The organism is Pseudomonas sp. YH-1 (genome assembly GCF_051990045.1).
Classification (GTDB): Bacteria; Pseudomonadota; Gammaproteobacteria; order Pseudomonadales; family Pseudomonadaceae; genus Pseudomonas; species Pseudomonas nicosulfuronedens.
Genome location: NZ_CP178184.1, coordinates 2,510,669 through 2,535,192, shown reverse-complemented (window position 1 = coordinate 2,535,192; position 24,524 = coordinate 2,510,669). Strand labels below are relative to the sequence as shown.

The window sequence follows — 24,524 nt, the reverse complement described above, 5'->3', positions numbered from 1 at the left end:
GCCTGAGCTCTATCATGAGTCCCCTAACTTTCTTCCAGCGAATCGTGATGACCGACTCTGCTTTCTACACCGAACTCAATCACGAAGGGATTCTTGCCGTCCGTGGCGCGGACGCTGCCAAATTCCTCCAGGGCCAGCTGACCTGCAACCTCAACTACCTCAATGCCGAATACTCCAGCCTCGGCGCCCGTTGCACGCCCAAGGGCCGCATGACCTCCAGCTTCCGCATCCTCGCCGAGGGCGAAGGCTTCCTGCTGGCCATGGCCAACGACCTGCTGGAAAGCCAGCTGACGGACCTGAAGAAATACGCGGTGTTCTCCAAGGCCACCCTTTCCGATGACAGCGCCCAGTGGGCGCGCTTCGGCCTCAGCGGTGCGGATGCCGTCCTCGCTGAACTGGGCCTGAGCCTCTCCGGAGAAGCCGACCAGGTAGCGCGGGCCGACGGTCTGATCGCCATCGGCCTTGGCCAGGGCCGTGTCGAGCTCTGGGCCCCGGCCGAACGCGCCGTCGCCATCGCCGACCTGCTGCAGGCCCGCCTGCCCCACGCCAACCTCAACGACTGGCTGCTCGGCCAGGTTCGCGCCGGCGTCGGCCAGGTGTTCGGTGCCACTCGCGAGCAGTTCATCCCGCAGATGATCAACCTGCAGGCCGTGGGCGGTGTCAGCTTCAAGAAGGGCTGCTACACCGGCCAGGAAATCGTCGCGCGCATGCAGTACCTCGGCCGCCTCAAGCGCCGCCTCCAGCGCCTGAAACTCGATAGCGCCGAACTGCCGGAGCCGGGCCGCGAGCTGTTCTCGCCGGTGCACTCCACCAGCGTCGGCGAAGTGGTACTGGCCGCCCGTTCAGCCGATGGCGTGGAGCTGCTCGCCGTGCTGCAGGACGACGCCGCGACCGACGGCAATGTTCGCCTGGGCGAGGACCAGCCCCTGCGCCTGCTGGATCTGCCTTACGTTCTGGACAGCGACCGCGAGATCCAGCGCTGAATTTCGTGCCGGGCGGGGAGCCCGGCTTTCCCTGAAGGACACTTCATGAGCAAGCTTGCCGAAAAAGTACAACAGGAACTGCTGCGGGCCATCGACAACGATGAGCTGGTGCTGCCGACGCTGCCGGAAGTCGCCCTGCGCGTCCGGGAAGCGGCGGAAGACCCGGACATCAGCATCCAGGATCTGGCCAAGGTGATCGGCAACGACGCCGCCCTGACCGCGCGCATCATCAAGGTGGTGAACAGCCCGCTGCTGCGCACCAACAAGGAAATCACCGACCTGCAGATGGCGATCAGCCGCCTGGGGATCAACTACACCTGCAACCTGGCCACCGGCCTTGCCATGGAGCAGATGTTCCAGGCCACTTCCGATGTGGTCGACCGCAAGATGCGCGAGGTGTGGAACAAGAGCACCGAGATCGCCGGCATCTGCCACGCCCTGTGCCGTCACTACACCCGACTGGCGCCAGACCAGGCGACCCTGGCCGGCCTGGTGCACCAGATCGGCGTACTGCCGATCCTCACCTACGCCGAGGAGCACAGCGAACTGCTGGCCGACTCCATCAGCCTCAACCACGTGATCGAGCGCATCCACCCGGTCATCGGCGACCGCATCCTCAAGGCCTGGGACTTCCCGGCGCCGATCGCCGCCGTGCCGGGCCAGCACCTGGACTTCAGCCGCGACTCGGCCAAGGTCGACTACGTGGACATCGTCCAGGTCGCCACCCTGCAGAGCTACCTCGGCAGCCAGCACCCCTACACCGAGCTGGACTGGGCGACCATCCCGGCCTTCGCCAAGCTGGGCCTGGACCCGAAGGCGGACGTGAAGGAAGACGAAGACCTCTCCGCCGCCATGGAAGCGGCCATGAGCATGCTTCAGTAACACCGGCCATAGAACCCCTGGGCCACCCCAACCTGCGGTTCAGGCGCAGGGATCTTCGTAGGAGCGAGCTTGCTCGCGAAAGGCCAAGCGCCCGTGCTGCCGGCAAGCCCGTTCGCGAGCAAGCTCGCTCCTACAAAAGACCGCCTTGCTGTCGTGCTGCTCCCGAAACCCGCCCTCGCCGGCGGGTTTCGCGTTTCTGGCTCAAGCGTTTTCCGCCGGGAAGGTCACCCGCACCAGCAACCCGCCCAGTTCTCCCTGGCCCAGTTCGATACGGGCGCGGTGCGCAGTGCAGATCTCGCCGACGATCGCCAGGCCCAGGCCGGTGCCCTGCTGACGGCGGCGGTAGAAGCGGCGGAACACCTTGTCGCGCTCCTCCGTCGGAATGCCGGGGCCGTCGTCCTCGACCTCCAGCTCCGCTGGCGCGCGCACGCGGATGATCACATTGCCGTCCGCCGGTGCGTGGGCGATGGCGTTGTCCACCAGGTTGCTGAGCAGTTCGTTGAGCAGGGTCGGATCGCCCTTCACCCAGGCCGGCTCGTCCGCCTCCAGCGCCAGCGACACACCGCGCGAATACGCCAGCGGCGCCAGCGCCAGGCCGAGTTCCCGGGCAAGCTGGCCGAGCTCGATGCGTTCCCCCGCGCCTTCGGCGATAGCCCTCGCGCCGCTTTCCACGCGCGCCAGGGAGAGCAACTGGTTGGCCAGCCCGGTCACCCGGTCGGTGTTCTGTACCGCGTCCACCAGCGTCGCGCGCCATTGCTGCGGGTCCTGTTCACGCAGGCCCAGCTCCAGCCGCGCCTTGAGCGCCGCCAGCGGGGTGCGCAACTCGTGGGAAGCCTCGGCGATGAACTGCGACTGGCGGTCGAACAGCCCGCGCAAGCGCACGGTGAAGTGGTTGAGCGCCGCCACCAGCGGGCGCAGCTCTTTCTGCACGCGGACTTCCGGCAACGGCCGCAGGTCGTCCGGCTGGCGCTCTTCCACCGCTTCGCGCAGACGGTCGAGCGGGCGCAGGCCGGCACTCACCGCGTACCAGACCATCATCAGCGCGGCGATGGCCGATAGCGCGAGGTTGAGCAGGGTATCGGCCAGCAGGTTGCGTGCGAGCCGCTCGCGGGCGCCCATGGTTTCGGCGACGCGGATTTCCGCCATGCCATTGACCGTCGGCTGGCTCACCGGCTGCAGCAGGCTGACCACCCGCACGCCCTGCCCTTCGTAGGTAGCGTCGTAGAACTTGGCCAACGCCGGATAGTCGTCGGTGCGCGGCGTAGTCGGCAGCGGCGCCGGCAGGTTCTCATAGCCGGAAATCATGTTCCCCTGGGGGTCGATCACCTGGTAGAAGATGCGCCCGGCGCTGTCGTACTCGAAGCTGTCCAGCGCCACATAGGGCACGTTGGCGCGCAGGGTACCGTCGCTGGCGTAGAGGCCATCGGCGATATCCCGCGCCGACGCCAGCAGGGTGCGGTCATAGGCGATGTCGGCGGCATGCCTGGCGCGCCAGTAGGTGGCCGCGCTGCCGATCAGCAACAGCACCAGCAGCAGGCCGCCGAGGCGCCAGAGCAGGCGCCCTCGCAGGCTTCCCGTGCCGGGCAGCACCCGGCGCCGTTCAGCCATCCTGGGCCTCGAGCAGGTAGCCCAGGCCACGGAAGGTGACGATGCGTACCGAGCTGCCTTCGAGCTTCTTGCGCAGGCGATGGACGTAGATCTCGATGGCATCGGCGCTCGCGTCCTGATCGAGGCCGAATACCTGCGCCGCCAGCTGCTCCTTGCTCATCACCCGACCCGGCCGGGCAATCAGGGCTTCGAGCACGGCCTGCTCGCGGGAGGTCAGGTTCATCGCCTGCTCGGCCAGGGTGAAGCGCCGCGCGCCAAGGTCGTAGACCAGCTCGCCGCAACGTTGCTGTTGCTCGCCACCGAGCACGCTGCGGCGCAGCAGGGCCTTCACCCGCGCCTCCAGCTCGGTGAGTTCGAAGGGCTTGGCCAGGTAATCGTCGGCGCCCAGGTTCAGCCCGTGCACGCGGTCGCGCACCTCGCCACGGGCGGTGAGCATCAGCACCGGGAGGGTCTTGCCGCGCTCGCGCAGGCGCGCCAGCACCTGGAAGCCGTCCAGGCGCGGCAGGCCGACATCGAGGATCGCCAGGGCGTAGTCCTCGCTAGCCAGAGCCAGGTCGGCGGCCACGCCGTCCTGCAGCAGGTCCACGGTCCAACCGGCGCCCTTGAGTGCCTGGGCGACGCTTTCGCCGAGTTGCGGATGGTCTTCAACCAGGAGAATTCGCACGCGTTTGTCCCCCTCGGACGACAGGTTCGGGCCGGCAGTTTACCCATCCGCGCGCCACTGTGAATGGGGGAAATTCGCTGAAATCACTGCGAAAGGAGACTGAAAGCCTGGCGAAAGCTTAGCCCGTTAGCATCGCCAACGAGCCGCCTCCCAACCCCGAATCTTCAGCGCCGACTGCCCAGGCGCAACGGCGGGAGCAGCGGACTCGACGACGGCAAAGACCGTCAACAGAGCGAAAGGCGGCGTGGTGCCCTTTCGCGACAACAACAAGAACGGAGACCACAGATGCCCACCGCCCAGCCTTCGGCTGCATCGGCTTTTGCCAAGCCCAATACCCGCTGCCTGACGCCTGCCCTGCTGGCTTTCGCCGGGGTCGCCCCACTGTGCGAAGCCGCTGGCTTCATCGAAGACAGCAGCGCCACGCTCAGCACCCAGAACATCTACTTCAACCGTGATTTTCGCGACGGCGCCGGCCAGTCCAAGCGCGAAGAATGGGCGCAGGGTTTCATCCTCGATTTCCAGTCCGGCTACACGCCCGGCACCATCGGCGTCGGCCTCGATGCCATGGGCATGCTCGGCCTGAAGCTCGACTCCTCGCCAGACCGCACCGGCACCGGCCTGTTGCCGACCCACGACGACGGTCGCGCCGCCGACGAGTACAGCAAGCTGGGCCTGACGGCCAAGTTCAAGGCCTCCGAGACCGAGCTGAAAGTCGGCAGCCTGATCCCCGACCTGCCGACCCTGCAGCCCAATGACAGCCGCCTGTTCCCGCAGACCTTCGAAGGCGGGCTGCTCAACTCCACCGACCTGCCGGGCCTGAATTTCACCGGCGGGCGCCTGGAGAAGGTCAAGGACCGCGACTCCACCGACTGGCAGGACCTCGCGCTGAACAACAAGAACCGCCGCTTCTCCGGCGGCAGTGCCGAAGGCAAACACTACGACCTGGCCGGTGGCGACTACAAACTCACCGATCACCTCACCGGCCGCTACCACTACGCGCAGCTGGACGAGGTCTACCGCCAGCACTTCGTCGGCCTACTCGCAGCCTATCCGCTCGGCCCTGGCAAGTTCAGCGCCGACGTGCGCCTGGCCATCAGCGACGACCAGGGCGAGGCACGCGGAGGCAAGATCGACAACCGCGCCTTCAACGGCCTGCTCGCCTACACCCTGGGCGCCAACAAGTTCAGCCTCGGTTGGCAGCAGATGAGCGGCGACAGCGCCTTCCCCTACATCGATGGCAGCAACCCGTATCTGGTGAACTTCGTCCAGGTCGGCGACTTCGCCGAGACCGACGAACGCTCCTGGCAGGTGCGCCACGACTATGACTTCGCCGGCCTCGGCCTCCCCGGCCTGACCCTGATGAATCGCTACATCAGCGGCGACAATGCCAAAATCAACGGCATGGACGGTCACGGCAAGGAATGGGAGCGCAACACCGACATCAAGTACGTGATCCAGAGCGGTCCACTCAAGGACGTGGCAGTGCGCGTGCGCAACGCCACTTACCGCTCCAGCTTCGCGCGCGATGCCGACGAGACGCGCATCTACCTCAGCTACTCGCTGGCGATCTGGTAAACCGACAACAACAAGAGAGGAATCGCACCATGTCCACCGTCCTGCGCAACCTGACCCTGGCCGGCGCCACCCTGCTCGCCGCCAGCCAACTGATGGCCGAGCCCAAGCGCCCGGAATGCATTGCCCCGGCCTCTCCCGGCGGCGGCTTCGACCTCACCTGCAAGCTGGCGCAGAGCGCCCTGGTGGACGAGAAGCTGCTGACCAAGCCGATGCGCGTCACCTACATGCCCGGCGGCGTCGGTGCCGTGGCCTACAACGCGGTAGTCGCCCAGCGCCCGGCCGACGGCAACACCATCACCGCCTTCTCCAGCGGCTCGTTGCTGAACCTGGCCCAGGGCAAGTTCGGCCGTTTCGACGAGAACGCCGTGAAGTGGCTGGCCGCCGTCGGCACCAGCTACGGCGCCATCGCCGTGCCCAGCGACTCGCCGTACCAGAACCTCGGCGACCTGGTGGCCGCGCTCAAGGCCGATCCGGGCAAGGTAGTGATCGGCTCCGGCGGCACCGTCGGCAGCCAGGACTGGATGCAGACCGCGCTAATCGCCAAAGCCGCCGGCATCGATCCGAAGCAGCTGCGTTACGTCGCCCTCGAAGGCGGCGGCGAGATCGCCACGGCGCTGCTCGGCGGGCACATCCAGGTGGGCAGCACGGACATCTCCGACTCCATGCCGCACATCCGCGCCGGCAAGATGCGCATCCTCGCGGTGTTTTCCGAGGAGCGCCTGAAGGATGAAGGCATGGCCGATATCCCTACCGCCAAGGAGCAGGGCTTCGACATTGTCTGGCCGGTGGTGCGCGGCTTCTACGTCGGGCCGAAGGTGAGCGACGAGGACTACCAGTTCTGGAAGGCCTCCTTCGACAAGCTGCTGGCCTCGGAAGACTTCGCCAAGTTGCGTGACCAGCGCGAGCTGTTCCCCTTCGCCATGACCGGCCCGGAGCTGGACGCCTACGTGAAGCAGCAGGTCGCCCAGTACAAGCAACTGGCCCGCGAGTTCGGCCTCATCCAGTAACGCCCCGTGCGGCGCCGTCTTCTGCGAAGGCGGCGCAAGGAGACTCCCCATGTCCCGTACCAGCCTCTTCCAGCGGCTGTTCGCCGGCGCCTGGCTGTTCGCCTGCGTCGCCTTCGCCCTGATCGCCTGGCAACTCCAGGCGCCCTTTTCCTACGAACCGGTCGGCCCGCGCGCCTATCCGCTGCTCTGCCTGGGCCTGATGACCGCCGGCCTGGCCTGGCTGATCGTGCGGCCCACGCCAATCAAGCGCGAGGACGACGAGCCCGCGCTGGAGGGCGCACTGCTGGGCAAAGTGGTGCTCTGCGTCGTCCTGCTGGCGGTCTATGCCGGCCTGTTCGAGCCGCTGGGCTTCATCCCCGCCAGCGCCCTGGTCGGCACCTTCATCGCGCTGATCTACGGCGGGCGTCCGGTGGCCAGCGTGGTCACCGCCACGCTGCTCGCCATCGGTCTCTACGTGCTGTTCGACCGCACCCTGGACGTCCCGCTGCCGCTGGGCATCCTCGACCCCCTGCTCTGAGGAAACCGTCATGGAAACATTGAGCTACCTCGGGCAAGGCTTCGGCGTCGCCCTGACCCCCTACAACCTGATCACCGCGCTGATCGGCACCCTGATCGGCACGGTCGTCGGCCTGTTGCCGGGTCTGGGCCCGATCAACGGCGTGGCCCTGCTGATCCCGGTCGCCTTCGCCCTCGGCCTGCCGCCGGAGTCGGCGCTGATCCTGCTGGCCGCCGTGTACCTGGGCTGCGAGTACGGCGGCCGGATTTCCTCGATCCTGCTGAACATTCCCGGCGAAGCCTCCACCGTGATGACCACCCTCGACGGCTACCCCATGGCACGCAACGGCCTGGCCGGCGTGGCCCTGTCGCTGTCGGCCTGGAGCTCGTTCATCGGCGCCTTCATCGCCACCTGCGGCATGGTGCTGTTCGCCCCGCTGCTGGCGAAATGGGCGATCGCCTTCGGCCCGGCGGAGTACTTCGTGCTGATGGTCTTCGCCATCGTCGCCCTGGGCGGCCTGGCCGGCGACCGACCGCTGAAGACGCTGCTGGCGGCGCTGCTGGGGCTATTCCTCTCCAGCGTCGGGATCGACGCCAACAGCGGCGTGTACCGCTTCACCTTCGACAACATCCACGTCTCCGACGGCATCCAGTTCGTGGTGCTGGTACTGGGCCTGTTCTCGGTCAGCGAAATCCTCCTGCTGCTGGAGAAGACCCACCACGGCCACAAGATGGTCGAGGCCAGCGGACGCATGCTGTTCAACGCCAAGGAAGCCGCCTCAGTGGCAGTGGTGAACCTGCGCTGCGGCCTGCTCGGCTTCATCATGGGCGTACTGCCCGGCGCCGGTGCGACCCTGGCCAGCGCCGTGGCCTATATGACCGAGAAGAAGATGGCCGGCGAGTCGGGCAAGTTCGGCAAGGGCGACCTGCGTGGCCTTGCGGCCCCGGAAACCGCCATCGGCGCGTCCGCCTGCGGCGCGCTGGTACCGATGCTGACCCTCGGCGTCCCCGGCTCGGGCACCACCGCGGTGATGATCGGCGCGCTCAGCCTGTACAACATCACCCCCGGCCCGCTGCTGTTCCAGGAACAGCCGAACATCGTCTGGGGCCTGATCGCCTCGCTGTTCATCGCCAACGTCATGCTGATCATCCTCAACGTGCCGATGGTCCGGGTGTTCACCCGCATCCTCTCGGTGCCGAACTGGGCACTGGTGCCGGGCATCGCGATCATCACCGCCATCGGCGTGTACGCCGTGCACGCCACCACCTTCGACCTGTTCCTGATGGTCGCCATCGGCATCCTCGGCTACATCCTGCGCAAGCTGGACTTCCCGCTTTCGCCGCTGCTGCTGGGCTTCATCCTCGGCGGGCTGATGGAGCAGAACCTGCGCCGCGCGCTGTCCATCTCCAATGGCGAGCTGGGCATCCTCTGGTCCAGCCCCATCGCCATCGGCACCTGGGCGCTGGTCGCGCTGATGCTCGGCCTGCCGCTGTACCGCGCCTGGCGCAAGCGCGCTCGCCGCTCCCGTGAGACGCTGGCTGACGCTGCGTAAAAGGTAACCACGCTCGCCGCGCCGAGAGACACGCGGCGACTTTCAAGGCCCGCCTTTGTGCGGGCCTCTTTTTTGGACGAGTGGTGCGAGTCAGGAAGCCGGAGAAACGCGTAGCGGAATGGTCCAGCGCTCGCCGCTGACCGGCTTGCTGCAAACCACTTCGACGACCTTGCGGGTGAGCTCGCGGCCATCCGGCGCGAACAGGCGTACCTCGCCCCAGCGAGTGCTCAATGGAACGGAGCACCGCGCAACAAGGGTCTTCAGATTAGGCTCGGCGACAACCCGGTCGCCGTTGTCGCGAGCATTCTCGGCAGCCACGAAGGCGCGGGCCGCCTGGTCGATCTCGTACAGCCCCTGAACCGACTCAGTAGAGTGCCAGGCATCGAGGCTGGTAGCGAGGCAGTTCCCGCCGAGCAGCAGACCCGGCAGGAGCGCCAGCCCTGCGCACCGGGTCATACCGGAGGCAACGACCAGTCAATAGGCGTAAGCCCGTGCTGCTCCAGGAACTTGTTGGTACGGCTGAAATGGCCGTTGCCGAGGAAGCCGCGGTAGGCCGACAGCGGCGACGGGTGCGCGGACTTGAGCACCAGGTGCTTCTGCGCGTCGATCAGCTTCTGCTTGCTCTGCGCGTGGGAGCCCCAGAGCAGGAACACCAGGTTCTCGCAGCGCTGGCTGACCACTTCGATCACCTTGTCGGTGAAGGGCCCCCAGCCTGCCTGGGCGTGGGAACCAGCACGGGCCTGTTCGACGGTGAGCGAAGTGTTGAGCAGCAGCACGCCCTGTTCGGCCCAGTGCTGCAGGTAGCCATGGCTGGGGATCGGGATGTTCAGGTCGCGTTGCAGCTCTTTATAGATGTTCTGCAGCGACGGCGGCGTCGGCACGCCCGGCTGCACCGAGAAGCACAGGCCGTGGGCCTGGCCGGGGCCGTGGTACGGGTCCTGGCCGATGATCACCACCTTGATGCGCTCCAGCGGCGTGGTGTTCAGCGCGTTGAAGATCAGCGGACCGGGCGGGAAGATCACCTTGCCGGCCGCCTTCTCCGCGCGCAGGAACTCGCCCAGCTGCTTCATGTAGGGCTTCTCGAATTCCTCGTGGAGGGCTTCTTTCCAGCTGGGTTCCAGCTTGATCCGATCTTCGTTGGTCATGGTGCGTCTGCCTGGTGAAACGAACCGGCACGCTAAGCAAGCGCCCCGGCCAAGTCAAGGCGACTTGTGCCGCGCCGCCAGCGCCCGTTGCAACCGGGGCAACCCGCTGCCCAGCCGCGCAAACGCCCAGGCGACGATGGCCGCCATCAGGCCCAGATGGAACAGTTCGCGACGCGCCATGCCAGCCAGCTCACCCTGGGTGCCGATCAGCAAACCACTGCCGATGAACAGCAGCGCACCCAGCAGGGCCAGCGCATAGCGCCGCGAACGTCCTGGCCAGGCGATCACCAGCAGCGCAACGAGGTTGGTCAGCAGTGTGACCTGGGAAGGCATCATCACCAGCGCCATGCACGCCAATAGCACCACTGCACGCTGCACGGGTGCGCCGGACAGCCGACCGAGCGCAATCAGCGGTAGCCCGGCAGCACCGGACACCACACTCGCCAGATGATGCGGCTCGGCCAACAACGCAATGCCGCCGTACTCCAGCGCACCGAGAAGCGCCGCGATGGCCATGGACAGGAAACCCAGCGCCCGCCAGCCCATTTGCTCGCGCAGGGCAAGCCAGGCGGCGACGGCGCAGGCCAGGGTCAACAGCAGTTCGGCGATCACGGGCAGCATCGGGCAGATCCTTCTCCGGGGGGTCGGCGAAGACTAGCGAGCCGCACCGCTGCGCGCACGGTCGAGTACGCCAGTGCAGGCGACGCCACGCGCCACCCTGCGTCCATCGGCCGCGCGGGGATTCGACCAAAGACCAATGGGAGCGGCCGACCAGTCTGTGCACAGTCCCTTCTTCGCTTCACCCGCCAATAAAAACAACAGGGAACGAACATGCGATTTCTGACTGCCGCACTCTCGCTGGTGGCTGCCCTCAGCTGCCTGGCGCAAGCCGCCGAACCGATCAACCTCGGCCTCAACTACCCCCGCACCGGTTCCTACAAGGAAGAAGGCCTCGCGCAGATGCGCGGCGCATTGCTCGCCATCGACGAGATCAACGCCCAGGGCGGCGTGCTTGGCCGACCGCTGCACCTGCTGAGCAAGGACGATGCCTCTCGCCCAGAGAAGGCCCTACGCAATATCGACGCCATGGCCGCCGACGGCGCAGCGATGTTCTTCGGCGGCGCTTCCAGCGCGGTGGCCATCGCCGCCGGCGAACGGGCGGCGCAGAAGAAGCTGCTGTACTTCGGCACCCTCACCTACTCCAACGACACCACCGGCAAGGACGGCCAGCACTACCTGTTCCGCGAGTGCAACAGCGCCTGGATGAGCGCCCGCGCCCTGGGCAGCTACCTGGGCCGCACGCTGCCGGGCAAGCGCTACTTCTATGTCACTGCCAACTACACCTGGGGCCTGACCACCGAAAGCTCGCTGCGACACTACACCGGCACCGAGGACGCCGCCCGGCATCCGTCGATCAAGGTCCCCTTCCCCGGCGCGCGGCTTTCCGATTACCGCGATGCGCTGACCCAGGCAGCGGCGAGCAAGGCCGACGTGCTGGTACTGGCACTGTTCGGCGAGGACCTGGTGCACGCCATGCGCATCGCCGACGAACTGGGCCTGACGCGCAACCACCAGATCATCGCCCCCAACCTCACCCAGAGCATGGTCGAACTGGCCGGCCCCGGCCTGATGCAGGGCGTGATCGGCACCGAACCCTGGACCTGGCAGGTGCCCGAGCGCGAAGGCTCGACGCGCGGCCAGGCTTTCGTGCGCGATTTCACCCAACGCTACGGCGTCTACCCGGCGAGCTCCGCCGCCTCGGCCTACAGCATCGTCTACCAGTGGGCCGACGCCGCGAAGCGCAGCGGCAGCCTGGACAGCGACGCGCTGGTCAAGGCGCTGGAAGGCCATCGCTACAGCCTGCTCAAGGGCGAGCAGCAATGGCGTGACTTCGACCACCAGAATATCCAGCGCGTCTACGTGGTGAAGGTGAAACCGCGCGACGAGGTGCTGCGCGATCCGTTGCACCAGGACTACTTCGAGATCGTCGAGCACATGGACGGCCCCGAAGCGGCCCCGACCCTCGCCGAATGGCAGGCCGAACGCCGCGCCGCGGGCAAGCCGCTGACCCTGCAGTAACTCAGCCGGTATGCAGCGCCCGGTAGTGACTGGGCGCCATGCCCACCACACGCTTGAACAGCCGCGAGAAGTAGTACGGATCGGCGTAGCCCAGTTGCTCGGCAACCTGGCGTACCTCCAGGTTGCCCTGGTCGAGCAGGCGGCAGGCGTGGGTCATTTTCAGCCGGATGAAATCCTGGATCGGCGCCTGGCCAGTCAGTGCGCGGTAGGTCTTGGCGAAGTGGAAGCGTGACAGGCGGAACTGCGCCGCCAGTTCGTCGAGATTCAGAGCATCGTGCAGGTGCTCGTGCATCATGGCCTGCACCGCCTCGACGTCCAACATGCGCCCGGACTTCAACCTCGCCCGCGCCGGGCGCAGGGCGAGAGAAGTCAGCAGGCTCTGCAGCAGATGGGCGGCATGGATGAAGTGCGGCAGGCTCAGGCCCTGGCGGCGCAGCGCCAATAGCGCGTCGAACTCCCCCAGAAGGCGCGGCTGCACTCCCACGCGCAGGCGCGGCGACTTGCCCAGCGGGCGTAGAAAGTCCTCGGCCAGCCGGCCTTCCAGGTGTACCCAGAAGATCGACCAGGGTCGCTGGGGGTCGGCCCCGTAGGCGTGGGCGCGGCCCTTGGGCAGCACCAGAAGATCACCACCGGTTACCTCGAATCGTCCATCCGCCGTCTCCAGCCAGCCCTGCCCGGCACTGCAGTAGATCAGCAGGTGATCATCCGGGCTCTCCCGCTCCATACGATGCCCGACCGCTGCTGGGTAATAACCCAGGGCCAGCGGATAGCAAGCCTGGCCAAGCGGATGACGGTCCAACGCGCGGCGCAGGCGCGGCGGGGTGATGAAGCGAACGCCCTGCTGCGGCAGCGGCCAGGTGGAAATCAGTGGGCGGGACATGGGTGCGAATCCGAAGGCAACAATGCCAAGATCGTCCATCTCCAACACAAGATCGTCAATCCACAGCCGATGGCGCAACGGCTATAACCGAAGGACTCTTTACCCAAGAGCCTCTTTACCAAAGAGCGCGCGCCACAAGCGCGAAGCGGTAGCCGACAAGAACAAGCAGAGGTAGCTGCATGCATTTCGATCTGTCCGAAGAACAACGCCTGCTGGTGGAGAGCGCTCGCGCCTTCGCCAGCCGCGAACTGGCCCCCCACGCCGCCGACTGGGACCGCCAGCACCACTTCCCGGTGGAGGTGATCCGCCGCGCCGCCGAGCAGGGCTACCTGGGCCTGTACATCGCCGAGGAAGACGGCGGCCTGGGCCTGTCACGCCTGTCCGCCTCGCTGATATTCGAGCAACTGGCGGCGGGCTGCGTCGCCACCACCGCCTATATGACCATCCACAACATGGCCAGCTGGATGCTCGCCAGCTTCGGCGACGCCGCGCTCAAGGAGCAGTGGCTGCCGGGGCTGATCGGCGGCGAGCTGCTCGCCTCCTACTGCCTCACAGAACCGGACGCCGGCTCCGACGCCGCGCGCCTGCGCACCCGCGCCAAACGCGACGGCGACGACTATGTGCTCGATGGCGCCAAGACCTTTATTTCCGGCGCGGGCAGCACAGACGTGCTGATCGTCATGGCGCGCACTGGCGAGGAAGGCGCCAAGGGCATCTCCTGCTTCCTGGTGCCGGCCAACGCCGAGGGCATCCGCTACGGCCGCAACGAGGACAAGATGGGCTGGAAGGCGCAGCCGACCCGCACCATCACCTTCGAGGGCGTGCGCATCCCCGCCGGCAACCGCATCGGCCCGGAAGGCCAGGGTTTCGTCTATGCCATGAAGGGACTGGACGGCGGCCGCCTGAACATCGCCAGTTGCTCCCTTGGCGCGGCCCAGGCCGCGCTGGAGCAGTCGCTGCGCTACGTCGAGGAGCGCAAGCAGTTCGGCAAGGCGCTGGCCGAGTTCCAGGCGCTGCAATTCAAGCTCGCCGACATGCTCACCGACCTCACCGCCAGCCGGCAGATGGTGCGCCTGGCTGCGCACAAGCTGGACCACAAGGACGGCGAGGCGACGCTGTATTGCGCCATGGCCAAGCGCTTCGCCACCGACCGCTGCTTCGCCCTGTGCAACGAGGCGCTGCAACTGCATGGCGGCTACGGCTACCTCAATGACTACCCGCTGGAGCGCTGGGTGCGCGACAGCCGTGTGCACCAGATCCTCGAGGGCACCAACGAGATCATGCGCGTCATCGTCGCCCGCCGCCTGCTGGAACAGGGCGGGATGCTGGACCGTTTGCTCTGAAATCAAATGGCCCAACCGTAGGGCGCATAACCTGGAACAGGTTATCCGCCGGCCCCTGGATGGCGGATAACGCTGACGCGTTATGCGCCCTACATGAAGCGCCAGCGGTTGTGGTCCGCAGTGGAACCACTGGAAAAACCGCCCGCCAACGCGGGCGCAATCGAACAGATCGGACATGGACGCGCCCTGCCGCGCACACCTAGAGTCCATGCCCATGACCGACAAGGAGATGCCCATGAGCAACGCCCTGGAACCCTACAAACCCGGAGTCTTCGACCTGACCCACAAGCTGACGGTGGAAAAGCACGGCCATACCGCGCTGATCACCATCAACCACCCGCCGGCCAATACCTGGGACCGTGACTCGCTGATCGGCCTGCGCCAGGTAGTCGAACACCTGAACCGCGACGACGACATCTACGCCCTGGTGGTGACCGGCCAGGGCCCGAAATTCTTCTCCGCCGGCGCTGACCTGAACATGTTCGCCGACGGCGACAAGGCCCGTGCCCGCGAGATGGCCCGCCGCTTCGGCGAAGCCTTCGAGGCGCTGCGCGACTTCCGCGGCGTGTCCATCGCCGCGATCAACGGCTACGCCATGGGTGGCGGCCTGGAGTGCGCGCTGGCCTGCGACATCCGCATCGCCGAACGCCAGGCGCAGATGGCCCTGCCCGAAGCCACCGTGGGCCTGCTGCCCTGCGCCGGCGGCACCCAGGCGCTGCCGTGGCTGGTCGGCGAAGGCTGGGCCAAGCGCATGATTCTCTGCGGCGAGCGCGTCGATGCCGACACCGCCCTGCGCATCGGCCTCATCGAGCAGGTCGTCGATACCGGCGAGGCACGCGGCACCGCCCTGCTGCTGGCGGCCAAGGTCGCGCGGCAGAGCCCGGTGGCGGTACGCACCATCAAGCCGCTGATCCAGGGCGCCCGCGAGCGCGGCCCGACCACCTGGCTGCCGGAGGAGCGTGAACGCTTCGTCGACCTGTTCGACGCCGACGACACCCGCGAAGGCGTGAATGCCTTCCTGGAAAAACGCGACCCGCACTGGCGCAACCAATAAGGCCCCAACCATGAATGTGATGTTCGAAGAACGCCCCGGCCTGCACGGCTTCCGCATCGGCGTGGTGACGCTGGACGCGGAAAAGAGCCTGAACGCCCTCAGCCTGCCGATGATCGAGGCGATGAACCACCAGCTGCGCGTCTGGCAGGACGACGCGCAGATTGCCTGCGTGGTGCTGCGCGGTAACGGCGGCAAGGCCTTCTGTGCTGGCGGCGACGTGCGCAAGCTGGTCGATGCCTGCCGCGAGAAGCCCGGCGAAGTGCCGGAACTGGCCCGCCGCTTCTTCGCCGACGAATACCGCCTGGACTACCTCATCCACACCTATTCCAAGCCGCTGATCTGCTGGGCCCACGGCTACGTGATGGGCGGCGGCATGGGCCTGATGCAGGGCGCCGGTGTGCGCATCGTCACCCCGAGCAGCCGACTGGCCATGCCGGAAGTGAACATCGGCCTGTACCCGGATGTCGGCGCGAGCTGGTTCCTCGCCCGCCTGCCCGGCCGCCTCGGCCTGTTCCTCGGCCTGACCGCCACCCAGATGAATGCCCGCGACGCGCTGGACCTGGACCTCGCCGACCGCTTCCTGCTCGACACCCAGCAGGAAGACCTGATCGAAGGCCTGGTTCAGCTGAACTGGCGCGAACAGGCCGACGTGCAGCTGCACAGCCTGCTCCAGGCGCTGGAGCATGAAGCCCGTGGCGAAATGCCCGAAGCCCAGTTGCTACCGCGCCGCGCGCGCCTGGATGCGGTGCTCGACAGCGCCAACATCGCCGAGGCCTGGAACGCGCTGACCGCGCTGGTCGACGACGAGGACGCGCTGATTGCCCGCGGGGCGAAGACCCTCGCCTCCGGCTGCCCGCTGACCGCTCATCTGGTCTGGGAACAGATCCGCCGAGCGCGCCATCTGTCGACTGCCGAGGTGTTCCGCATGGAGTACGCGATGAGCCTGAACTGCTGTCGCCACCCAGAATTCCCCGAAGGCGTGCGCGCCCGGCTGATCGACAAGGACAACACCCCGCACTGGCACTGGCCGGATATCGCTGCCATACCTGTTGCTGTGGTGAATGCGCACTTCGACGCGACCTGGGAGGGCGAGCATCCGCTGGCGGACCTGTAACCGCCCCTGCCGTCCCCTGTAGGAGCGAGCTTGCTCGCGAACCGGCCCGCGCTGCGAGTCTGTTCGCGAGCAAGCTCGCTCCTATGAAGAGCCAAGCGCTGGAGTGCCTGTCGTCGGTGAACAGGAGGAAACCAGCATGCAAACCATCGCCTTCATCGGCCTCGGCCACATGGGCGCCCCCATGGCCGCCAACCTGATCAAGGCCGGCTACCTGCTGCGCGTGTTCGATCTGGTGCAGAGCGCCATCGACGGCCTGATCGCCCAGGGCGCCAGTGCCGCGCGCAGCGCCCACGACGCGGTGGACGGCGCCGACGTGGTGGTCACCATGCTGCCGGCCAGCCAGCACGTCGAGGGGCTCTACCTCGGCAACGAGGGCCTGCTGGCGCACATTGCCCCCGGCACCCTGGTGCTGGAATGCTCCACCATCGCCCCCGCCTCGGCGCGCAAAGTCCACCAGGCCGCCGCCGAACGCAAGATCCCGATGCTCGATGCCCCGGTCTCCGGTGGCACCGGTGGCGCCATCGCCGGCACCCTGACCTTCATGGTCGGCGGCGACGCACAGGTGCTCGAACGCGCCCACCCGGTGTTCTCCGCCATGGGCCGGAACATCTTCCACGCCGGCGCCGACGGTGCCGGACAAGTGGCCAAGGTGTGCAACAACCAGCTGCTCGCCGTGCTGATGATCGGCACTGCCGAATCCCTCGCCCTCGGCGCGGCCAATGGCCTGGACCCAGTGGTGCTGTCGGAAATCATGCGCCGCAGCTCCGGCGGCAACTGGGCGCTGGAGGTGTACAACCCCTGGCCCGGCGTGATGGAGAACGCCCCCGCCTCGCGTGGCTATACCGGCGGTTTCATGGCCGCCCTGATGACCAAGGACCTGGGCCTTGCGCAAGAGACGGCACAGGTCAGCGGCAACAGCACACCGATGGGCAGCCTGGCGCTGGCGCTGTATCGGCTGCTGGTGAAACAAGGCCATGGTGAACAGGACTTTTCCGTCATACAGAAACTCTTCGATTCCTAGGCTCGTGCCTGGAAGTCCGATGAGGCGCTGAATCAGACTGGCCAGCCCTTCCCGAGCTGTACCCCTGGCGGCCCTCTTGAAGCAGTTTCTGTCGCACTACCGTTTCCGCCTGCTGCTCAACAGCGTCCTGCTGGTGCTGCTGGTGTTGTCGATCCCCTCTCCGCCCCTGCTGCTGGAGCTGAGCAGCCTGCTACTGCTGGTCCTGGCCGGCATCAACACCGTGCGTAGCCACAACCGCTGGTTCCACCTGATTTGCGCGATGGGCACGCTGAGCCTGTTCATGACATTCGTCCCTCCCAGCTGGCACATCCATCCCTTCCTGAAACGCGGCATTCCGCAGATCACCTTCCTCCTGCTGCTGGTCGTCAGCATCTTCCATCGGGTCACCCAGCAGCGGCCGGTCACCCGCGAGTTGCTCTACGGGCTCTGCGCGCTGTACCTGAACTTCGTGCTGGCTTTCGCCCTCACCTACAACCTGATCGAACGTCTGAGTCCCCATAGTTTCGTGTCCGCCAACGGCCCGCTGGACATGGCCAGTTTTGTCTACTTCAGCATGATCACCCTGACCACCATCGGTTACGGCGACATTGTCCCGGTGCACCCATTGCCGCGCCTGCTGGCGGGCAGCGAGGCCATCATGGGAGCATTATTCATCGCACTGGCAGTAGCGAGAGGGTTGAGCCTGATGAGCGACGACAGCAAGGACTGATTGTGAAGCCAGGCTTACGAGTGCATGGTTTCAACCCGTCTTTATCGTCAACCTTCACAAGCCGAAGATGAATCACCCGCCGCCACCGTGCGGCAAGCCATCCCACAAAGGTGATTCCATGAACATTGCCCTGATCGGCGCCACCGGCCACGTCGGCCATTACTTCCTCGAAGAAGCCCTGCGGCGCGGCCATCAGGTCACCGCGCTGGTGCGCGATCCGGCGAAGCTGCCGGCGCGTGACAATCTCCGGGTGGTCCAGGCCGACATCTACGATCCGGCCCAGGTCGCCCAAGCCGTAGCTGGCCAGGATGTCGTAGTCAGCGCGTTCAACGCCGGCTGGGCCAACCCGGATATCCGTGCAGCCCATGCCAAGGGCAGCCGAGCCATCCTCGACGGTGTGAAGGCGGCACGCGTGAAGCGCCTGCTGGTGCTTGGCGGCGCCGGCAGCCTGGAAATCGCCCCCAGCCAGCGCCTGGTGGACAGCCCGGAATTCCCGGAACAGTGGAAGCAAGGCGCGCTGGGCGCCGCTGACGCGCTGGAGCAATTGCGTGGCGAAAAGGAACTGGACTGGGCCTTCCTCAGCCCGGCGATGCTGCTCGACGGCGAAACCCGCACCGGCAGCTTCCGCGTCGGCGGCGACCAGGTACTGTTCGATGGCAACGGTGAAAGTCGCATCTCCCTGCCGGACCTGGCGGTGGCGATGATCGACGAGGCCGAACAGGCCAACCATCACCAGCAGCGGTTCACCGTGGCTTATTGATTCGCATCAGCTGGTTCGCGAGCAAGCTCGCTCCTACAAAAGGGCGAGACGCTCCCGCCCCGATCTGGCTCTGGCTCTGGCTCTGGCTCTGGCTCCTTAAGGCTTCCAGAGAAATACCCAAACACGCCGAGCCGCCCCGTTCAGGAGGCCTCGTTGAAGCGGAGTTTCAGGGGTTGAGCGACATGGCTGTCGCGAGAGCGTTGTCGGGCCGGGGATGGCCCGTCAACGCGGGCCCCTGAAACTTCGTTTCAACGAGGGAATTTTTCGCCTAAGCGAAAAACCGGATGTCCGGGGCAAGACCTTTGCCTCCTTTGGGTGGGGCGGCCATCCGTCGTTTGCCAAAGGAGGTCGCCCGAGGGGGCGAAACAGGAAGCCAGCGCGCGTACCGAGGCGGCGCTGGAAGCCTCCGAGCGAGGCAAACACATCGCGGACGGAGTCCGCTCCTGCGCTAGCTGATACGCGAAGCTCGCCGGTTACAGCTGATCACGGGGCGGAGGGTTTCGCCGAGAACGTCCGCTCCTGCTCCAGCCGAAGCCCGAGTGTTCTTAACCCCGCGCAAACAAAAAAGGCCATCCCACGGGATGGCCTTTTCTACGCGGGTCGCCCCGGCTTACCGCTCCCGCAATGCCTCTGCCTTGGCCCGCAGGATCGGCTTGAGCAGATAGCTCAGGATGCTCTTCTTGCCGGTCATGATGTCCACGGTGGCGATCATCCCAGGGATGATCAGCAGCGGCTTGTCATCCGTGCCCAGGTGGCTTTTGCGGGTGCGCAGCTTGATCAGGTAGAAGCTGTTGCCGTCCTCGTCGGTGACGGTATCCGCGCCGATCTGCTCCAGGTCCGCCTGCAGGCCACCGTAGATGGTGTAGTCGTAGGCGGTGAACTTGACCATGGCATGCTGGCCCGGGCGCAGGAAGGCAATGTCCTGCGGACGGATGCGCGCTTCCACTAGCAGGGTGTCGTCCAGCGGGACGATCTCGATCAGGTCGCTGCCCGGCTGGATGACGCCGCCGATGGTGTTCACCAGCAGCTGCTTGACGATGCCGCGCACTGGCGAGGTGACCAGGGTGCGGCTGACGCGGTCTTCCAGCGCCTTGCCGGTGGCCGTGGCCTTGCTCAGCTCGGTGCGGGCTTCGTTGAGTTCCTTCAGCGCATCGCTACGGAAGCGCGACCGGGTCTCGGCGACCTTGCGTTCCACTTCCTTCACGGCCGCTTCGGCACGCGGGATCGCCAGGGTGGTAGCGTCGAGCTGGCCACGGTTCTCCACTTCACCGCGCTTGAGGCGCAGCAGCTCCACCTGGGACATCGCGCCCTGGGCCACCAGCGGCTCGGACATGGAGATTTCCTGGCGCAGCAGGTTCAGGCTGTTGCGGTACTGTGCCTGCTTGGAGACGAACTCGCGCAGTTCCTGCTGCTTCTGCACCAGTTGCTGCTGCAGGCCGTCGGTCTCGTCCTTGAGCTGCTGCTGGCGGCTGTGGAACAGCGCTTCTTCGCTGCTGGCCTGGCCCGGCACCTTGGCGCGGACGTCGTCGGGAATGTTCAGCGGGCGCTCTTCCACCTCGGCGGACAGGCGCTCCACGCGCAGGAACATCGCCAGGCGGTCGGCCTCGGTCTCGCCGACGTTGGACTGGAAGCGCGTCGGGTCCAGGCGCATCAGCTGTTCGCCGGCCTGCACCACCTGCCCTTCATGGACGAATATCTGCGAGACGATGCCGCCTTCCAGATTCTGGATCTTCTGCACCTTGGACGAAGGAATCGCCTTGCCCTCGCCACGGGTGACTTCGTCGATCTGCGCAAAATGCGCCCAGAGCAGCAGGAAGGCAACGAAGCCGATCAGGATCCAGATGGTCAGGCGCACCACGCGTGGTGCGTCCTCGATCAGCGCCTTGCTGACTTCCGGGAGCGGCTGGCCGGAGAGGTTGTCGCCGCCCTTGAAATAGCCACGGACAGAGTGGCGGATACTGCCCAGAGGATTAAGCGACACTGATCTGCCCCTTCTTCAGTGCATCCATGACCACGTCCTTTGGACCGTCGGCGATGATGCGGCCCTTGTCGATGATCACCAGGCGGTCCACCAGGCTGAGCATGGAGGCGCGGTGGGTGACCAGCAGCAGTGTCTTCTCGCCCATGATCGATTGCAGGCGCGCTTTCAGGCGCTCTTCGCCGGCGTTGTCCATGGCGCTGGTGGGTTCGTCCAACAGCAGGATCGGGGGGTCGAGTAGCAAGGCGCGGGCCAGGGCGACGTTCTGGCGCTGGCCGCCGGAGAGGTTGTGGCCGCGCTCGCCGACCTGCAGTTCGTAACCCTGCGGGTGCAGGCGGACGAACTCGTTCACGCCGGTCAGCTCGGCCACTTCCAGCACGCGCTCGTCATCGATGTAGCGTGCGCCGCTGACCAGGTTGTCACGCAAGGTGCCGCTGAACAGGCTGATGTCCTGCGGCACGTAGCCGATGTTGTGGCGCAACTCGCTGATGTCCAGCTGGCGCACATCGGCGCCATCCACCAGCAGGTTGCCGTTCTCGGGTTGGTGCAGGCCGACGATCAGCTTGGCCAGCGAACTCTTGCCCGAGCCGCTGCGGCCAATGATGCCGATCTTTTCGCCAGCGCGAATCTGCAGGTTGATGCCGTGCAGCGCCGCCACCTGCTGGTTCGGATAGGCGAAGTCGAGGCCACGCATCTCGATGCCGCCACGCAGTTGCGAGCGGGTCAGCGGACGTTCGTCGGCGTTGCGCTCCTGCGGCAGCTCCATCATCTGGTTGGTGGTGGCCATGGACAGGCGCGCCTGCTGGTAGCGCTGGATCAGCCCGGAAAGCTGGGTCAGCGGGCCGAGGGCGCGGCCGTTGAGCATGTAGCAGGCGATCAGGCCTCCCATGGACAGGTCGCCGGCGATGATCAGGTAGACGCCGCCGATGATCATGATGACCCCGGCCAGGGCCTGGATCAGCACGGTGATGTTCATCGCCAGGGTCGACAGCAGCTTGACCCGCAGTTCCAGGCGACTGAGGGTGCCGATGGTCTGTTCCCACAGGTACTGGCGCTCGCTCTCGGCGTTGTTGACCTTCACCGCGTCGAGGCTGGCGAGGGTCTCGATCAGGCTCGACTGGCGCTCGGCGGCCAGCGCCATGGTGCGGTTCATGGTCTCCACCAACGGCTTCTGCAGCAGCCAGCCCAGGCCCGCGGCCAGCGGGAAGGCGATTAGCGGAACGAACACCAGCGGCCCGCCGATGATGCCGATCACCAGCAGGATCAGCAGGGTGAAGGGCATGTCGATCAGGGTGGTCAGCGTGAGCGAGTTGAGGAAGTCACGCAGCGTCTGGAACTCATGGATGTTCTGGGCGAACGAGCCGACCCGCGCCGGTCGGTACTTCATGCTCATGCCGACGATGCGCTCGAACAGCGTCGCCGAAATGATCAGGTCGGTCTTCTTGCCGGCCAGGTCCAGGCACAGGCCGCGCATGGTCTTGAGCAGCAGGTCGAACAGGTAGGCGCCGCTGATGCCGATGGCCAGCACCCAGAGGGTGGCGGCAGCCTGGTTGGGCACCACGCGGTCGTAGACGTTCATGACGAACAGCGGCGCGGCCAGGGCGATCAGGTTGATCAGCAGGCTCGCGGCCACGGCGTCGACGTAGAGCCAGCGCGAACGCTTGAGGGTATCGCGGAACCAGCTCTTGGCGCGCGGGATGAGCTCGCCGTGCTGCAGGTCGAACTTGTGCTGCGGCTGGGCAAAGAACGCCTGGCCGGCGTAGTCCTCGCTGAGCAACTCGCGGGTGACGCGCACCTCGCCGCCGTCGCTCTCGGACAGCAGCAGGCGGGCATCGCCATTGCTTTCCCAGCCCAGCAGCACCGCGCAGCGCCCTTCGCGCAGCAACAGCATGGCGGGCATCGCCAACGCGGGAATCTGCTCCAGCTTGCGCTGCAGCAGGCGTCCTTGCAGGCCAGCACGGGCCGCCGCACGAGGCAGCAGCTCGGCGGACAGGCGCTGGCCGGGCAGCGGCAGGCCGCTGGTGAGCATGGCGCGGCTGGCCGGCTTCTGGTGCAGCTGACAGAGCGTCAGCAGGCTGTCCAGCAGCGGGTCATCCAGCAGACCGCGCGGATCATGGCTTAGGGGTACTTCGCTGACTTCTTGATCCACGCGGATGCTCTCTCGGGCAGGTTAGTTGAGGCCGGGCAGCTGGACTTTCGGTTTGATGTCTTCGGAAGCCACCGCGGCCATCGGCGCGACCACGCCCTGGCTCTTGAGCAGCTCGCCCATGGTGGCCTTGATGCGGTACTGGGTGAACAGCTCGGTGTACTTCAGGTCGACCAGACGGCGCGAAGCGTTGAACAGTTCGTTCTCGCTGTCCAGCAGATCGAGCAGGGTGCGCTCGCCGATGGTGAACTGCTTCTGGTAGGCCTCGCGCACGCGGGTGCTGTAGTCCACGTACTGGCGGGCGATCGGCAGCTGGTCGCGGGCGTTGTTCAGGGCGTTCCAGGACAATCCGAGTTCCTCGTTCAGCTGGCGCAAAGCGTTGTTGCGGATATCCAGGGCCTGGTTCGCCTCGTAGGACTTGGCTTCCAGCTCGGCCTTGTTGCTGCCACCGGCGAACAGGTTGTAGCGCATGCGCAACATGGCCTGCCATTCGTTGTTGTGGCCTTCTTCTCCGTCGAGGTTGTTATCGGCACCTCGGGAAAGTTCTGCATCGAATCTCGGATAGAAGGTCGATTTCGCCGCGTCGTACTGCTTCTCGGCGGCGGCCACGTCGGATTCTGCGGAGCGCAGGATCGGGCTGTTCTCCACCAGTTGGCGGCGAGCGGCCTGCAGGTCTTCCGGCAGCTGGCCGACAAGACCGGTCGGCTCGCTCAGCTCCACCGGATCGCTGCCCACCACGCTGTAGTAGTTGGTACGGGCGTCGGCCAGGTTGGTCTTCTCGGTCATCAGGTTGTTCTGCGCCTGGGCCAGGCGGGCCTCGGCCTGGTCCTGGTCGGCGAGACGGCCAACGCCACGGGCGCTGCGCAGGCTGATCTGGTCATAGACGCGCTGGTGGCTCTTCAGGTTTTCCTCGGCCAGACGAACCATTTCCTGACGGCGCAGCACGTCGGTGTAGACCTGGGCGACGTTCAGCGCGGTGCGCTCGGAAGTACCCAGCAGCGCATAGGCACGGGAGTTCACGTTGGCCTGCTGACGACCGACTTCGCTGGAGGTGGCGAAACCATCGAACACCATCTGGCGCAGGGCGAGGTTGGACTCGCCCCGGTTCAGGGTTTCCCAGTGGTCGCCTTGGCCACGGGTAGTGGTGTTGTCGGAGCCTTCGCGGCCGTAACCGGCGGTCAGGTCGACGGACGGCAGGTAACCACCCTTCGCGGCGCGCAGTTGCTTGTCCGCAGCGAGACGCGAATTCACCCCGGCCTGGATTTCCGGGTGGTACTCCAGGGCCTTCTGCATGGCCTGGTTGAGCGTGTCAGCGTGGGCTGGCAGGACGAAGGAGAGGGCAAAGGGCACTACAGCAGCGAATCGCATGCGCATGAGGAAAACATCCTTATCAATGGGATAGCCGCAGCGATTCGATTGCCGCAAATAGCGTCAAAAGACCGGCGAATGCGCTGCTAGGAAGCATCGAAAAGCGTGATGTATTTCACGCTAAATTTTTTTACGCGAGCACCCGATATCAAAGTGACAT

Annotated in this window: 22 protein-coding genes; 13 read left to right on the top strand and 9 right to left on the bottom strand. The window is 66.1% G+C overall.

Translation table 11 applies throughout. The features are described 5' to 3' along the window. Positions 1-47 precede the first annotated feature (47 nt). Together ygfZ and ACKI1H_RS11870 are read left to right on the top strand one after the other, a co-directional pair. A complete protein-coding gene (ygfZ, locus tag ACKI1H_RS11875) occupies positions 48-983 on the top strand; it encodes a CAF17-like 4Fe-4S cluster assembly/insertion protein YgfZ (protein WP_440468854.1) in 936 nt (311 codons plus the stop codon). A gap of 45 nt (positions 984-1,028) precedes the next feature. Continuing rightward, the gene (locus tag ACKI1H_RS11870) at positions 1,029-1,865 is read left to right on the top strand and encodes an HDOD domain-containing protein (protein WP_081517625.1); all 837 of its coding nucleotides are present in this window, start codon (positions 1,029-1,031) and stop codon (positions 1,863-1,865) included. Positions 1,866-2,066: 201 nt separating this feature from the next. Here ACKI1H_RS11870 and ACKI1H_RS11865 read toward each other — a convergent pair whose 3' ends face one another. Together ACKI1H_RS11865 and ACKI1H_RS11860 are read right to left on the bottom strand one after the other, a co-directional pair. Next, positions 2,067-3,452 carry a sensor histidine kinase gene (locus tag ACKI1H_RS11865; protein WP_440468853.1) on the bottom strand — a complete coding sequence of 462 codons (1,386 nt, stop codon included), beginning with the start codon at positions 3,450-3,452 and terminating at the stop codon, positions 2,067-2,069. 13 nt (positions 3,453-3,465) lie between these two features. Further along, positions 3,466-4,137: a response regulator gene (locus ACKI1H_RS11860; protein ID WP_024765529.1), complete on the bottom strand. Its 672-nt coding sequence runs from the start codon at positions 4,135-4,137 to the stop codon at positions 3,466-3,468. Positions 4,138-4,422: 285 nt separating this feature from the next. Between ACKI1H_RS11860 and ACKI1H_RS11855 the strand changes: the two genes are divergently transcribed. Genes ACKI1H_RS11855 through ACKI1H_RS11840 form a run of 4 tightly spaced genes read left to right on the top strand, consistent with a single transcriptional unit; the run spans position 4,423 to position 8,767 of the window. Continuing rightward, positions 4,423-5,712 carry an OprD family porin gene (locus ACKI1H_RS11855; protein ID WP_440468436.1) on the top strand — a complete coding sequence of 430 codons (1,290 nt, stop codon included), beginning with the start codon at positions 4,423-4,425 and terminating at the stop codon, positions 5,710-5,712. Between the two features lie 29 nt (positions 5,713-5,741). Next, positions 5,742-6,719, top strand: a complete 978-nt coding sequence (locus ACKI1H_RS11850) for a Bug family tripartite tricarboxylate transporter substrate binding protein (RefSeq protein WP_236171935.1) — start codon at positions 5,742-5,744, stop codon at positions 6,717-6,719. Between the two features lie 49 nt (positions 6,720-6,768). Continuing rightward, a complete protein-coding gene (locus ACKI1H_RS11845; protein ID WP_440468435.1) occupies positions 6,769-7,236 on the top strand; it encodes a tripartite tricarboxylate transporter TctB family protein in 468 nt (155 codons plus the stop codon). Between the two features lie 10 nt (positions 7,237-7,246). Beyond that, the gene (locus ACKI1H_RS11840) at positions 7,247-8,767 is read left to right on the top strand and encodes a tripartite tricarboxylate transporter permease (protein ID WP_138520648.1); all 1,521 of its coding nucleotides are present in this window, start codon (positions 7,247-7,249) and stop codon (positions 8,765-8,767) included. A gap of 90 nt (positions 8,768-8,857) precedes the next feature. Here ACKI1H_RS11840 and ACKI1H_RS11835 read toward each other — a convergent pair whose 3' ends face one another. From ACKI1H_RS11835 to ACKI1H_RS11825, 3 genes are read right to left on the bottom strand one after another with little or no spacing between them, the layout of a single operon-like run. After that, entirely contained in the window at positions 8,858-9,223 is a 366-nt protein-coding gene (locus ACKI1H_RS11835; RefSeq protein ID WP_440468434.1) for a hypothetical protein, read from the bottom strand. Continuing rightward, positions 9,220-9,912, bottom strand: a complete 693-nt coding sequence (gene ung, locus ACKI1H_RS11830; protein WP_440468433.1) for a uracil-DNA glycosylase — start codon at positions 9,910-9,912, stop codon at positions 9,220-9,222. The genes ACKI1H_RS11835 and ung overlap by 4 nt, the downstream gene beginning before the upstream one ends. 54 nt (positions 9,913-9,966) lie before the next feature. Continuing rightward, positions 9,967-10,533, bottom strand: coding sequence for a hypothetical protein (locus ACKI1H_RS11825; protein ID WP_440468432.1), 567 nt, complete (start codon positions 10,531-10,533; stop codon positions 9,967-9,969). A 210-nt stretch (positions 10,534-10,743) separates the two neighbouring features. Between ACKI1H_RS11825 and ACKI1H_RS11820 the strand changes: the two genes are divergently transcribed. Next, positions 10,744-11,991 (top strand): ABC transporter substrate-binding protein, encoded by a 1,248-nt coding sequence (locus tag ACKI1H_RS11820; RefSeq protein WP_440468431.1) that lies wholly within the window; start codon positions 10,744-10,746, stop codon positions 11,989-11,991. 1 nt (position 11,992) lies between these two features. Here ACKI1H_RS11820 and ACKI1H_RS11815 read toward each other — a convergent pair whose 3' ends face one another. Next, complete coding sequence (locus ACKI1H_RS11815; protein ID WP_138520643.1) at positions 11,993-12,871, bottom strand: AraC family transcriptional regulator; 879 nt, start codon at positions 12,869-12,871, stop codon at positions 11,993-11,995. A 179-nt stretch (positions 12,872-13,050) separates the two neighbouring features. On the opposite strand from ACKI1H_RS11815, the gene ACKI1H_RS11810 reads away from it, so the two are divergent. The 6 genes from ACKI1H_RS11810 (at position 13,051) to ACKI1H_RS11785 (ending at position 18,872) form a co-directional block, all read left to right on the top strand. Beyond that, on the top strand, positions 13,051-14,214 hold the full coding sequence (locus ACKI1H_RS11810; protein WP_138520642.1) for an isobutyryl-CoA dehydrogenase: 1,164 nt from the start codon (positions 13,051-13,053) through the stop codon (positions 14,212-14,214). Between the two features lie 235 nt (positions 14,215-14,449). Then, complete coding sequence (locus ACKI1H_RS11805) at positions 14,450-15,268, top strand: enoyl-CoA hydratase (protein ID WP_440468430.1); 819 nt, start codon at positions 14,450-14,452, stop codon at positions 15,266-15,268. A 10-nt stretch (positions 15,269-15,278) separates the two neighbouring features. Further along, positions 15,279-16,382, top strand: a complete 1,104-nt coding sequence (locus tag ACKI1H_RS11800) for an enoyl-CoA hydratase/isomerase family protein (RefSeq protein ID WP_440468429.1) — start codon at positions 15,279-15,281, stop codon at positions 16,380-16,382. 136 nt (positions 16,383-16,518) lie between these two features. Beyond that, complete coding sequence (mmsB, locus tag ACKI1H_RS11795) at positions 16,519-17,403, top strand: 3-hydroxyisobutyrate dehydrogenase (protein WP_440468428.1); 885 nt, start codon at positions 16,519-16,521, stop codon at positions 17,401-17,403. Positions 17,404-17,479: 76 nt separating this feature from the next. Continuing rightward, entirely contained in the window at positions 17,480-18,112 is a 633-nt protein-coding gene (locus ACKI1H_RS11790) for a potassium channel family protein (protein WP_171049445.1), read from the top strand. Positions 18,113-18,230: 118 nt separating this feature from the next. Beyond that, a complete protein-coding gene (locus tag ACKI1H_RS11785) occupies positions 18,231-18,872 on the top strand; it encodes an NAD(P)-dependent oxidoreductase (protein ID WP_440468427.1) in 642 nt (213 codons plus the stop codon). Positions 18,873-19,482: 610 nt separating this feature from the next. Here ACKI1H_RS11785 and ACKI1H_RS11780 read toward each other — a convergent pair. The 3 genes from ACKI1H_RS11780 to ACKI1H_RS11770 are packed head-to-tail and all read right to left on the bottom strand — an operon-like array spanning position 19,483 to position 24,370. Beyond that, complete coding sequence (locus ACKI1H_RS11780) at positions 19,483-20,853, bottom strand: HlyD family type I secretion periplasmic adaptor subunit (RefSeq protein ID WP_138520638.1); 1,371 nt, start codon at positions 20,851-20,853, stop codon at positions 19,483-19,485. Then, positions 20,843-22,999 carry a type I secretion system permease/ATPase gene (locus tag ACKI1H_RS11775; protein WP_440468426.1) on the bottom strand — a complete coding sequence of 719 codons (2,157 nt, stop codon included), beginning with the start codon at positions 22,997-22,999 and terminating at the stop codon, positions 20,843-20,845. Before ACKI1H_RS11775 ends, ACKI1H_RS11780 begins: the two co-directional genes overlap by 11 nt. A 21-nt stretch (positions 23,000-23,020) precedes the next feature. Next, positions 23,021-24,370 (bottom strand): TolC family outer membrane protein, encoded by a 1,350-nt coding sequence (locus ACKI1H_RS11770; protein WP_138520636.1) that lies wholly within the window; start codon positions 24,368-24,370, stop codon positions 23,021-23,023. Positions 24,371-24,524 lie beyond the last annotated feature (154 nt).